The 12775-nt window shown below is 37.9% G+C and carries 8 protein-coding genes; 5 read left to right on the top strand and 3 right to left on the bottom strand.

Going from position 1 to position 12775, the window contains the following annotated elements; all coding sequences use genetic code 11:
• Positions 1 to 21 precede the first annotated feature (21 nt).
• On the bottom strand, positions 22 to 1575 hold the full coding sequence (locus G4Y78_RS23440; RefSeq protein WP_163835310.1) for an alanine/glycine:cation symporter family protein: 1554 nt from the start codon (positions 1573 to 1575) through the stop codon (positions 22 to 24).
• 224 nt (positions 1576 to 1799) lie between these two features.
• On the opposite strand from G4Y78_RS23440, the gene pdxR reads away from it, so the two are divergent.
• Both pdxR and G4Y78_RS23430 read left to right on the top strand, forming a co-directional pair.
• Positions 1800 to 3266 (top strand): MocR-like pyridoxine biosynthesis transcription factor PdxR, encoded by a 1467-nt coding sequence (gene pdxR / locus G4Y78_RS23435; protein WP_163835309.1) that lies wholly within the window; start codon positions 1800 to 1802, stop codon positions 3264 to 3266.
• A 150-nt stretch (positions 3267 to 3416) separates the two neighbouring features.
• The gene (locus G4Y78_RS23430) at positions 3417 to 4199 is read left to right on the top strand and encodes a hypothetical protein (protein ID WP_163835308.1); all 783 of its coding nucleotides are present in this window, start codon (positions 3417 to 3419) and stop codon (positions 4197 to 4199) included.
• Positions 4200 to 4233: 34 nt separating this feature from the next.
• On the opposite strand, the gene G4Y78_RS23425 is transcribed toward G4Y78_RS23430, so the two are convergent.
• Both G4Y78_RS23425 and G4Y78_RS23420 read right to left on the bottom strand, forming a co-directional pair.
• On the bottom strand, positions 4234 to 5379 hold the full coding sequence (locus G4Y78_RS23425) for an IS4 family transposase (protein WP_163830996.1): 1146 nt from the start codon (positions 5377 to 5379) through the stop codon (positions 4234 to 4236).
• A 401-nt stretch (positions 5380 to 5780) separates the two neighbouring features.
• Complete coding sequence (locus tag G4Y78_RS23420) at positions 5781 to 7094, bottom strand: aminotransferase class III-fold pyridoxal phosphate-dependent enzyme (protein WP_163835307.1); 1314 nt, start codon at positions 7092 to 7094, stop codon at positions 5781 to 5783.
• Positions 7095 to 7252: 158 nt separating this feature from the next.
• Between G4Y78_RS23420 and G4Y78_RS23415 the strand changes: the two genes are divergently transcribed.
• The 3 genes from G4Y78_RS23415 to G4Y78_RS23405 all read left to right on the top strand — a co-directional run bounded on the left by G4Y78_RS23415 (position 7253) and on the right by G4Y78_RS23405 (position 12684).
• On the top strand, positions 7253 to 8077 hold the full coding sequence (locus G4Y78_RS23415; RefSeq protein WP_163835306.1) for a sulfite exporter TauE/SafE family protein: 825 nt from the start codon (positions 7253 to 7255) through the stop codon (positions 8075 to 8077).
• 17 nt (positions 8078 to 8094) lie between these two features.
• The gene (gene safD / locus G4Y78_RS23410) at positions 8095 to 9459 is read left to right on the top strand and encodes a sulfoacetaldehyde dehydrogenase SafD (protein ID WP_163835305.1); all 1365 of its coding nucleotides are present in this window, start codon (positions 8095 to 8097) and stop codon (positions 9457 to 9459) included.
• 213 nt (positions 9460 to 9672) lie between these two features.
• Positions 9673 to 12684 carry a GH92 family glycosyl hydrolase gene (locus G4Y78_RS23405; RefSeq protein ID WP_163835304.1) on the top strand — a complete coding sequence of 1004 codons (3012 nt, stop codon included), beginning with the start codon at positions 9673 to 9675 and terminating at the stop codon, positions 12682 to 12684.
• The last annotated feature ends 91 nt before the right edge of the window (positions 12685 to 12775 follow it).

Raw genomic sequence — 12775 nt, 5'->3', positions numbered from 1 at the left:
TTATAACAATTAATTTATGGATTAATGGCTAACTTCTATTCCTGTTGTTTGTACTTGACTTTGGCTAGTTCGATAATTTTTAAGCTTTCCTGTTTTTAGTTTGTACATATATTGATTTAGTTCCTGTCTGACGTTTGGGGCTAAAATATACAAACCAAGTATGTTGGGTATCGCAATAATAAATACTAAAGCATCTGAAATTTTAATTATTGAGTCTAGTTGTATCATACAACCTAAGGCAATAAATAAACAAAAAATTGCTTTAAAAATAAGCTGAGAAATTTTTTTATCACCAAATAAGTAGGTCCAACTTTTTAATCCATAATAAGACCAGGCGATTGAAGTAGAAAAGGCAAATAAAAGTGCTGCAAGTGCTAAAGGGTAGGGAAACCAACGAATATGATAAGCAAAAGCGGCTGAAGTGAGTTCAATGCCTTGTAAGTCAGAATCCATTAAGCCATAAGGTATTGCTGTGGTAATTATTACGAGTGAGCTTAAAGTACAAATGACAATAGTATCAATAAAGGGCTCTAATAATGACACAATGCCTTCACTGGCAGGATCGTTGGTTTTTACTGCCGAGTGGGCAATAGACGCTGATCCCAATCCTGCTTCATTAGAAAATAATGCCCGTTGAAAACCAATAATGATTACGCCAACCATACCACCAGTAATGCCTTCTGGGCTAAAAGCGCCATTTATAATTAGTTCTACTGCGGTTGGAAGAAACTGGTAATTAAAGCTAATAACAATAATGGCAGAAACCACATATAATGAGGCCATAAGTGGGACAATCCGTTCAGCCACCCTGGCAATTGAGTGAATGCCACCAATAATGACTACTGCCACGGTAGTAGAAATAAGAAGGCCAAATAACCAGCTGTTCTCACCAAAAAAGCTTTGTTCACCGCCAGTAATGTTAACAAACTGAATATAAGCTTGATTAGATTGAAACATGTTACCAATGCCCAGACAGCCTACTACCATCGCTAAAGCGTAAAACACACCCATTGTTTTTCCTAACCTTGGCCAACCTTTTTCTGTCAACCCATGCTCAAGGTAATACATTGGGCCTCCTGAAACGGAGCCATTTTTATGTTGGCGTCTATACATGACACCTAATGTACACTCAACTAGCTTGGTGGACATAGATAAAAAGCCAGCAAAAATTAACCAAAAAGTTGCCCCAGGTCCTCCAATGCTAATGGCAATAGCAACCCCACCGATATTGCCTACTCCAACAGTACCCGATATAGCAGTAGCTACTGCTTGAAAATGCGAAATTTCTCCTTTGGCTTTTGGGTTGCAATAGTCTCCTCTAATAAGCTGGAAGGCATGGGTGAATCCCCGTAAATTTATAAACTTTAGATAGCAAGTAAAGAAGGCAGCCGCACAAGCGAGCCAGAGAACAATTAGTGGGACATTAGCTCCTAAAATTGGAATACTAAAAAAAACGATAGCTGATAGTGTATCGGAAATGGGAGCTAAGTAGTTATTTACTGTTAAGTCTACACTATTAGCATAACTGTAATTACTAACTAGTAGCAAAAGAAAGAGTTGATTATATTTATTCATAATCCCTTAATTTATAGTATACAAATACTGTTATGAACTGCTAATCCTGTATATGCTATTTCTAGGTTGTTTTTACAGGCTCCAAACTGACAAGCTAGTTAAAAACCACCTAACTTGAGTAGTGCCAGTTTTCTATATTTTTAATGCCAATAGCTTATAGTTAGCAATGAAGTAATTAAAAGCCGTATATTAAGTTTTTAAAGAAAAGTAGGTATTAATTAGGTATGTATGAGCAGTTGTTTTATCTCGATCTTAAACCAGGTACTAGTTTGCAGGCTCAAATCCACGAACTAATGGTTGCTGCAATTTTAGATGGGCATTTACCACCAGGTAGTTTACTTCCCTCGTGTCGCAAGCTTGCTCAACATCTTAAGGTTTCAAGAAATACGGTGGTTATTGCCTATGAAAAGCTGGTTGATGATGGCTATATTGTTACTTCGGAAAGAAAGGGGCACTATGTTAGTCAGGGTGTAAAGGAAGCTTCTGTATATACTGATTATACTTGTTACCATACTGAGCATAATCAAATTGATTGGGAAAATCGTTTTAAACTTGTGCCACTTAATTGGAAGAATATAGATAAGCCAGAAGCATGGCGTAATTGTCAATATCCCTTTATTTGTGGACAGCTAGATAGTCGATTATTTGCTATTAATGAATGGCGGGAGTGTTGTCGTATCGCTTCTAGTCGTGCAACAGTAGGACGTTGGCTGGTTGATCAAGTAGATTATGATGATACTTTATTGGTAGACCAACTTCGTACAAGAGTATTGCCCAGACGTGGTATTCGTTGTGCTCAGGATGAAATTTTAGTGACGATGGGTACCCAACACTCTTTGTATATTTTGGCTCGTCTACTTATGAGCAATAACACAATAGTCGGTGTAGAAGACCCTGGCTATGTTGATGCACGAAATATATTTTGTTTGGCTGGAGCTATGATAAAGCCCTTACCAGTTGATTTAAATGGATTAGAAGTGAGTCAACAGTTAGCTAATTGTGATTATGTATATATCACGCCCAGCCATCAGTCACCTACAACTGTCACAATGCCAATGGATAGACGCCAGGCACTACTTGCTGCTGCAGAAAAGTATAACTTCATAATCATTGAAGATGATTATGAAAGTGAGTTTAACTTTATTACTCAGCCCTCACCAGCTTTAAAAGGAATCACTAGTAGTGATCGAGTAGTATATGTGGGAAGCTTGTCTAAAACGTTAGCACCAGGAGTACGGTTGGGGTATATGGTAGCATCCAAGCCGTTAATTCAACAAGCGAAGGCATTGAGAAGGTTAATGCTGCGTCATCCTCCAGCAAATAACCAGCATATTATAGCTTTATTTTTATCTCGTGGTTATCACGATAGTTTAATTCGTCGCATAGCTCAAGCTTATCGGAGTCGTTGGAACCTACTTCAACGAGCACTAAATGACTATATACCGGAATGTAATATATTTCCTTCTTGTGGTGGTAGTACACTTTGGGTTGAAATGCCTGAGCATATTGATACAGAAGAATTGCAACAGCAGTTGTTGCTGCAAGGAGTGTTTATTGAGCCTGGTGAAATGCATTTTTATGGAGAAAATAAACCAACCAACTTTATGAGAGTTGGCTTTTCTTTTATTCACGAAGAATTAATTGATACGGGGATAAAAAAAATCTCAGAAGTTATATCATGTAAAACTTAACTATCTATGTTAAGTAAGTCACTTTAGATATTATGCTGGTAATTTGTTTGTGGTCTGTATAATATGTGTTCACTTATAGTAAGTGGTGTATATATTTTATATGTATACTACAGAAAAACTGAAGAAGTATGAGTAACTGGAAAATTAAGTATGAATATAGTCAAAATAACGAATAAAATAGCCTTAGCGATGGTAGTTCTTTTGATTTATTGGGTTTTTATCTTTGCTTGCTCTACAACTTTTGGCTTTAAAGTATTTCGAGAAAATATAACTGAAATGTTTGTGTTAAGCATATTAGGTATATTTGCCGTTTTACTCGGTTCAATAATTATTAATATTATGTTTAATCTGACGGCTATTGCTGAGGGCAGTAAACAGACAGAAGATATTCCAAAAAATAAGTATAAATATAGTTTACTATGTTTTTTAGGTTCTTTGATGGTTATATTTATGTTTTTGTACTTTGGTGATATTGCATCATCAAAGAAAAAGGAAAGATACCTAATCTCATCAGCATCAGCTTTACTCGAAGAGCAGCAAAGTATCATTGAAAGGCTGTCTGACTACTCTTTTTCTAGAGAGTATATTGAAAATGCAAGTCAAGGTATTAAAGTACTTGGCAAAGTAGAGGAAAAATTTCCAGAAATTACTGTTATAGTCAGAGATAATCTAAATGATAAACAGTTACTATTAGGGTTTAGTAGTTACACAGGCCTTAGAACTGAAGAAAACGCTCTTAAAGTGGACTATATTCTAAGTACTTCTAGTGAAGAAAGACAATATCTAAATTCGGTCTTTGATGGTGAGATTACAGACCATAAGTTCTCATCAAACGATGGTAAGTATGAGATATATTATCCAGTAAAAACTGATAAGGGTATAATTGTAATACATTTATCTCAATATAGCCGGTATGGAAAAATGGGATCGTAAAAATAGAATATAACTTATCACTGCTGTCCCACATTTACAGCATCCTCATTTGCTTATGATCATCTGTATTATTCGGTGGTGAGGGTGTAAATAATGCTTTAAGCTCTCTACGCTCAAACAAAGTGAGTTGCATGAGTCGAGCTATTTGAGTGATCGATAGTGTTATTCCATGAGAAAATTTTAGATAAGCGACGAGCAAATAAGCACACATGGCTACCCATATCTGGGTTAACACGGCATTTTTAGAGGTACCGACAAACGATTTTATCTTTAGGTTTTGCTTTATCCACTTAAAAAATAGCTCTATTTTCCAGCGTTCTTTGTAAATAGCTGCAATGGTGCTGGCTGCGAGCTTACTATTATTAGTTAAAAAGTAATATTGGTTGCCAGTCTCTGGGCATTTAAAACCGATACGACGTAAATGACCTTTATAAACAGCCCCTTGTTGGCTAGTCAACTGAATGTGCTGATCAGAAGTGACTGTACTGCTATTGTCGGTAGGCTGGCGCTTTAGTACACGGTATTTGGCTTGCTTTTTTAGTCGGGTTACAAAGAAGATTCCTTGCTCATTTAAAGTATTAAACCAGCGATAATCAGTGTAGCCACGGTCTACAGCAAGAATACTCCCCTTGGGGAGATCAAGGCTGCGTGCTATCTGTATTTCATGACATTTCCCTTCAGTAATACTCATAAATGCAGGCAAGTAGCCATTATGATCAAACCCAACATGTAACTTGATAGCACCTTTACTTTTTCGAAAATCTGCCCAAGGAAACATGGATAAACACAAGTCGATCACTGATGCATCAAGAGAATACAATGGATTTTTAAAACGAAACTTATGCCCTGGCCGATGATGATGACATTTATTTAATAGCTTATAAAACAAGGCTTCATAAAGCGTAGCGGGTTGCTGTTCATTGACACGGGCCAAACTACTTCTGGTGATATTTCCAATACCATGGTGATAGCGTTTATGCTGCTGAATCGATAGGTGATCAATGATGTCACGCAAACTATTGCGACCTGAGAGTTGACCAAATAATAGCGCAACAAACTGCCCCCACCGAGTCATTTTACGTAGCCGTTGACCCGTATGATGCTGATTGGCTAGTGATTCAAACTCATGTCTAGAAAGCAACTGAAGTATTTGGTGCAAGATTGTGTTACGATGAGCCAAGGCTTAAATCCTCTGGTTTTGCAGTGTTTGGTTGCACTCTCATTGTAACAACTTATGGGGACTTAAGCCTTTTTTGTTTCAATCTTATGGGACAGCAGTGATAACTTATCTCCTCTTGATCATTATATCAGTTAAAGTTTGATTTACTCTAGGGCCTGTTAGCCATCACTGCCGTAGACATTTTTTGGCCCAGCAAGGTACAAGGAGTTTCGCGTAGCATTTTGCATAAATGACTTATAACAGCGATGGGTGGAACAATAATCACGGCCCGAAGGCTTATGACTGTAAAAGCACGACTCGTTGTTGCTCATTGTTAATTTAGAGCACTAAACTTCTCTCTTCGCGTCTCGATTAGTGCTTTTACCGCCAAAACAGTGATATTCAAATAGCGTTAACAGCCCCTAGTACTGACGCAGCACTTTATGTAGAATATCGGTCATTTCCTCAATATGGCTCGGTGTTGATATATACGCAGGTGCAACAATACCAGCATCACCAGTTGTTTTAATATGTAAACCAGCTTCAAATAGTTTTAACTGTAAATCATTTCCTCTATTACCAGGTATTATATCTGATTCTATATCAAACCCGGCAAGTAGGCCATAACCGCGAATATCTTTAATAATAGGTAGTTGACTTAAAGAAAAAATAGCCTCTTGAAAGAGTGGAGCAAGTACAGAAGCTTTTTCAAATAAGCCTTCCTGTTCGTAAATTGCTAATGTTGCTAAAGCAGCTGCACATGCTGCGGGGTGACAAGAATAAGTGTAGCCATGAAAAAACTCTGGCATTCCAGGTTGTCCAGCGTTGATAATAGTGTCGTAGATTCTTTGTTTAACGGCAACAGCTCCCATTGGTTGGACGCCATTTGTTATAGCTTTAGCCATAGTGATAATATCTGGTGCTACATCAAAGCTGTCAGCTGCGAATGCTTTCCCTGTTCGACCAAAGCCAGTAATTACCTCATCGAATACTAGTAATACACCATATTGGTCGCATATCTCCCGAAGGCGTTTTAAATAACCCTGTGGAGGAACTAATACACCTGTTGATCCTGCTATAGGTTCAACAAAGCAGGCTGCAATGGTCTCTGCACCGTAAAGTTGAATCATCCGTAATAAGTCATCTGCTAGCTCAATGCCTTGCTCTCCTTCGCCGATTGTAAATTTATTTTCAGTTAGCCAGGTATGACGCATATGGACAACACCAGGTATACCTTGGCCAAAAACTTCACGATTTTTTACCATACCACTTAAAGAGGTACCTCCTAAATTAACACCATGATAGGCTCTTTCCCTAGAAACTAAGCGCTGACGCTGTGGCTGACTATTAGCGTAGTGGTAGGCATAAGCAATTTTAATTGCTGTATCAATAGACTCGGATCCGGAACTGCAAAAGAATATTCGGTTTAATCCTGTAGGAAGTAGTTTAGCTAACTGTTCTGCTAGGTCAAAAGAAGCAGGGTTAGCCCGCATAAAGTGTGGTGAATAATCCATTGTTTGCAGCTGCTGGAATACTGCATTAGCGATTTCTTTACGGCCATGGCCTAAAGGAGTGCAAAACAAACCAGAACAGCCGTCTAACACCTTTTCACCATGACTATTCCAATAATAAACACCTTCTGCTTTGCAAAATAATTGTGGGTTATCTTTAAATTTTTGGTTACTGGTAAAAGGCATCCAGTGGTAATTCATGTTGGGTTGCAGTTGGTATGCCATACGATGTTTATCCTTTTTCTATGGATCATGTAATGATGAAGGGCAAGTAAGACTGATTCTGATGATAAGCAGCCACTGATAGCGTTATGTAGAGCCAGGTAGTTACAGCTATTTGGTCCAGTTACTGGACCAATTAAATATAAAAGCTGGCTCTATCAATGGGGAGATACTCCAGTGAATATAGAGTTACCTTATTTTACGCATGGGCCATTAGCCTGGGAGTAGACCATTTGGAAGTTATTGATTTAAGTATTACAACATTAGTATTGCTTTCCTTGGTAGCTTTTGTTGCATCGCTAACTTCAACCGTTACAGGTATGGGGGGAGGGATGTTGCTTTTTACTGCAATGAATACTGTTATACCTTTACGCCCATTGGTTGCATTACATGGTATTGTCCAGTTTGGTAACAATTTAATTAGAATTTGCTTTTTATCAGTCAGTATACGTTGGCGTATCGTTATACCGTTTTGTGTGGGTGCATTATTTGGCACTATTACATGTGTGATAGTGATAGAACAGCTGGTGAATGAAAGTTTACCGCTTTTTATTCTATTAGTTTTAATTTTATATACTGTATTTAAACCAAATAAACTACCAAATCTGGTTATTAAGGATAGTAATTTTTTGTATGTTGGTGTAGGAACTGGAATAGTTGGTTTATTGGTAGGTGCTATTGATCCATTACTTGCTGTATTTTTTGTCCGTGATGACTTAAGTAAAGAAGAGATTGTTGCAAATAAATCAGCAATGCAGTGCTTTACTCATTTGCTGAAAGTTCCTGCCTATATGTACTTGGGTTTTTCATTTATTGATCATTTGGAAATTATTATATTACTGTTGGCTGCTTGTACGGCAGGTAATTATTTTGGTATTAAGCTACTTAAAAAAATTAATAAGAAAATTTTCTTCATATTGTTGAAGCTAGTGCTGTTAATTGCAGGTATTCGGCTCAGTTATCAGCTGTTGATATTGATTAATTAAAATACGAGGAAGTAGTGATGGATTATCAAATAACTAACCCCTATAACAACAATCTAGTTGGTGAGTTTAACTATACATCAGCAGCAGATGTTGAAAAGGCATTATCTCTCGTAGATGAAAGTAAGCAGGCACTAGCGCTATTATGTGTTGCAGAACGTTCTGAGATATTAGAAAAGCTAGGATGGTTATTAAAAGAGCATAAAGACAAGCTTGCTAATTTGATTACTCAAGAAACAGGTAAAACCATTAGTGATAGTAGGGTTGAATTAGATAGAGCAATTAATACCACTAAAGCTTGTTCTGTTGAGGTAAGAAAAATAAATGGTGAGTTACTGGATTCAGATGCTTATTCGCCAAAGCGTGGAAAATGGGGGCTGGTTTGTTGGCAGCCAATCGGAACTGTACTTTGTATAACGCCTTTTAATTTTCCAATTAATATTGCTATACATAAAATAGGGCCGGCATTTGCTGCAGGTAACCCGGTATTATTTAAACCAGCCCCACAAAACTATCTTTCAGCTAAATTACTGGTAGACCTCTGTTATGAAGCAGGTTTCCCTAGAAATGCATTGAAGTTGATATTGCCTGATATTCCTATACTAAGTAAATTAATTGCAAATCCGCGGGTAGCTGCTATTAATTTTACGGGGGGAAGCCAAGCAGGCGAAGCAATTGCAAGCAGGGCAGGGTATAAGAAATTATTATTTGAGTTAGGCGGTAATGACCCGCTTATTGTCATGCCAGATGGTAATATTGATCTAGCTATTAACGCAGCCGTTAACCAACGATTTGCTACTGCGGGGCAACGTTGTACGGCTGCAAAACGTATTTATGTACATCAATCCATTTATTCACAGTTTGCTGAAGGTTTATTAGCTAAGGCTGCTATGCTTCAGGTTGGAGACCCTGCTGATCCGGAAATATTTGTAGGACCACTGATTAATAAGCAAGCTGCTGATGTGGTAGAGCAACGTATTAATCAGGCAATTGAATTAGGAGCAACAGTATTGCTTGGAAATAAGCGAGACAATAATACTATTTATCCAACAATATTAGAAAATGTAGCGACTGACAGTGAGTTGGTAAAAGATGAAACCTTTGGCCCTGTCCTGCCTTTACAGGCATTCAACGACATAGAGGAAATTATAGCATTAATTAATGATAGTCCTTATGGTCTTCAGGCAGGCATATTTACTGAATCAATTAGTTTAGCAAAGTACTTATTTGAAAGGCTAAAAGTGGGTACTTTAGCTGTTAATGATGGACCAGGGTTTAGAGCTGAACATTTTCCATTTGGTGGTGTAAAAGCCAGTGGTGTTGGTCGGGAAGGGATTTACTATGCGATACGAGAAATGAGCATTCAGAAAACACTGGTAATTTAAATATAAGATTTTAGGTGCTCCTTATATAGTCAAAGCGAATGGTTTTTAGAGGAGGCTCATCGAGTGACGAGGCCCTATGAGCCTACACATAATAGATGATTGGGGTGAGGAACGATGACTACAAACCCAAAAATTATGCGATAAGAGTATAGGCCTGTCATAAAAATATATACATCTCCTGCTTAAATACTTTTTTCTGATACAGGAGGAGTCATGATGACAGGGATGACACAAAATGTTTTGCGAAAAAAAAGAGTAGGTTTGCTGCTGATTCCTGCGCTACTACTGAGTTTGGCAAATAATGGCCATACAGGGAAAGTTGAAATAGATCATTTGATAGACTGGGTTGATCCCTTTATTGGGACTGGGGGGCATGGCCATACTTACCCTGGCGCTACTATGCCCTATGGGATGGTGCAATTAAGCCCAGATACTCGACAAAATAGCTGGGATGCTAGCGCTGGCTATCACTATTCTGATAACACTATCATTGGTTTTTCTCATACCCATTTAAGTGGTACTGGTGTTGGGGATTATGGTGATATTTTACTTATGCCAACGACAGGTGATGTTCAGTTAGAACAAGGTAGCGAGGAGCATCCAGAAACAGGTTATCGGTCAAGGTTTGAACATGACCAGGAGTCTGCCTCACCTGGTTATTATCAAGTGAAATTAGTTGATTATGGTATCAATGCAGAACTGACCACTACTTACCGGGTGGGAGTGCACCGGTATCAATACTTGAAGGGCGAGCGAGCTAATATCATTCTTGATTTACGCCATGGTGTGGTAACTGATGAAATTATAGATTTGCAACTGGAAGTCATCAGTCCTTATAAAGTGCGAGGCTATCGTAAGACCAATGGTTGGGCACAGGATCAAACCATTTATTTTGTAATGGAATTTTCTCAGCCGTTTAAACAATATGGAATTAAGAACGGTGAGTCGCTTTTAGAAAATGCTAAGAAGGTAAATGGCAAACAAATCGCCGCCTATTTTACTTTTGCAGAGAATACTGAAGAAGTAAAAGTTAAAGTGGGAATATCCCATGCCAGTTTAGACGGTGCAGAGAAAAATCTAGCAGAAGAAATGCCGCATTTTGACTTTGATCGTGTGAAAAAGTCAGCTGAGTTTATCTGGGAAAATGAGTTAAAACGCATTCAGCTTGGCAGGCAGGAAAATCCCACGGATAAAACCATTTTTTATACGGCACTTTATCATGCCATGTTGGCACCTAATATATTTAACGATGTAGATGGTAGCTATAAAGGGCATGATAAAAAAATCCATATAACACATGATTTTAATTATTACACGGTTTTTTCATTGTGGGATACTTTTCGGGCTGAACACCCCTTATTAACATTAGTCGACCAACAAAGAACGGCGGATTTTATCAATACAATGCTCACCATGTATCAACAGGGTGGGCATTTACCTATCTGGGAATTAGCTGGCCATGAAACAGGTACGATGATAGGTCAGCATTCCATTCCAGTGATAGTTGATGCTTATATTAAAGGAATTAAAGGGTTTGATACAAAATTAGCCTATCAGGCAATAAAGGCTGCAATGAATCGTGACTATCGCGGTTTAGTACAATACCGTGAATTAGGGCATATCATGGCGGAAGAAGAAGGGGAGTCTGTTTCGATTACTTTGGAGTATGCCTTTGATGATTGGACCATTGCCCAAATGGCGAAGGCATTAGGCTACATTGATGATTGGCAGTTATATAGTAAGCGGGCCCAAGCATTTGTAAATTTATTTGATCCTTCCATTGGTTTTATCCGACCAAAGCAGTACACCAGTTGGATTGAGCCTTATGACCCAAAGCGGCCCACTGTGCATTACACAGAAGCTAATGGTTGGCAGTATAACTTTTTTGTTCCACACTATGTACAGTTATTAATAGAAAAAATGGGAGGAGATGAGCATTTTATTGATAAGTTGGATGAAATGTTTAATACGGTATCAGATATCCCTGGTAAAGATATTACCGGATTAATTGGCCAATATGCCCACGGTAATGAACCGAGTCATCATATTAGTTATTTATATAGCTTTGCTGGAGCTGCCTGGAAAACTCAAGAAAAAGTTAACCAGATAATGAGTAAGTTGTATTCAACCAAGCCAGATGGTTTAAGTGGAAATGAAGACTGTGGACAAATGTCGGCTTGGTATATTATGAGTGCATTAGGCTTTTATCCTGTCGCACCGGGTAGTGATATTTATGTATTTGGTACTCCACGTTTTAACCAGGTAACTCTTCCTTTAGTGAAAGGTAAAACCTTTACTATAAAAACGGTAGGGCTAACAGGGGATAACTTTTATATTGATAAAGTTGAACTTAATGGTAATTATTATCCCTATAGTTATATACGTCATGAAGATATCGTTGCAGGTGGTGAGCTGGTATTTTATATGAGTGCAGAGCCTAATATTGAGTTTGGTAAGGAGGTAAGCCATAGACCTAAGCACTATCAAGATATTAAGCCATTATTACCAGTGCCTTTATTTCAATCACCCAGTAAGAATTTTTATGACTCAATTAATGTTGATATTAAAAGTTCTGAGCCTGGTGTAAAAATACACTATACAACTAATGGGGAACACCCTACTCAGGAGTCACCAGTTTATTCTCAATCATTAACATTTACTGATACTACTGAATTAAAAGCATTAGCAACAAAAGATGGGTTTTTACCAAGTTACATTCAGTCATTGGAATATGTGAAAATTCCTTATCAATTTGGAGTAACTTATCATACAGAATATACCCCCTCTTATCCTGCCAATGGTGATGTTAGCTTGGTGGACTTTCAAACTGGTAGTACTAATTTTCGGCACCCAAACTGGCAAGGCTTTTATGATGTCAATTTTGATGTAACCATTGATTTAAAACAGTTACGAAAAGTAAAATCAGTGGCAACCCGGTTTTTAGAAGATAGTCGATCCTGGATTTTTTTGCCTAAAAATGTCACTTATTCTATTTCGGTGAATGGGGAGTCATTTAAACAGGTAAAAAATATACCTTATGAAACACCAAGTAATTTTAGACCAGCAGAGGTATTTATGCCTGCTGTTAATCTTGCAGAGGAAAATCCATTTCAATTTATCAGAGTAACGGGAGAAATAATTGGCAATTGCCCTGACTGGCACCCAGGGGCAGGTAAACCGAGTTTTATTTTTGCTGATGAAGTGATATTTAATTTAGCTGAATAAGGCTTTCTTTTTTTACTGGGTGGGCTTGTAAGAAGCAATATTATCTTGCTCTGTAGGTGACGTAAAAGTGGAGTTTAATTGGTAAAAATAG

Source organism: Spartinivicinus ruber, from assembly GCF_011009015.1.
Classification (GTDB): domain Bacteria; phylum Pseudomonadota; class Gammaproteobacteria; order Pseudomonadales; family Zooshikellaceae; genus Spartinivicinus; species Spartinivicinus ruber.
This window is presented reverse-complemented; position numbering and strand designations above follow the sequence as displayed.

Coding starts and splice junctions, on each gene's coding strand:
- G4Y78_RS23440 (WP_163835310.1), bottom strand. CDS start 1,575: ATGAATAAATATAATCAACTCTTTCTTTTGCTACTAGTTAGTAATTAC.
- G4Y78_RS23430 (WP_163835308.1), top strand. CDS start 3,417: ATGAATATAGTCAAAATAACGAATAAAATAGCCTTAGCGATGGTAGTT.
- G4Y78_RS23415 (WP_163835306.1), top strand. CDS start 7,253: ATGGGGAGATACTCCAGTGAATATAGAGTTACCTTATTTTACGCATGG.
- G4Y78_RS23405 (WP_163835304.1), top strand. CDS start 9,673: ATGATGACAGGGATGACACAAAATGTTTTGCGAAAAAAAAGAGTAGGT.
- G4Y78_RS23420 (WP_163835307.1), bottom strand. CDS start 7,094: ATGGCATACCAACTGCAACCCAACATGAATTACCACTGGATGCCTTTT.
- safD (WP_163835305.1), top strand. CDS start 8,095: ATGGATTATCAAATAACTAACCCCTATAACAACAATCTAGTTGGTGAG.
- pdxR (WP_163835309.1), top strand. CDS start 1,800: ATGTATGAGCAGTTGTTTTATCTCGATCTTAAACCAGGTACTAGTTTG.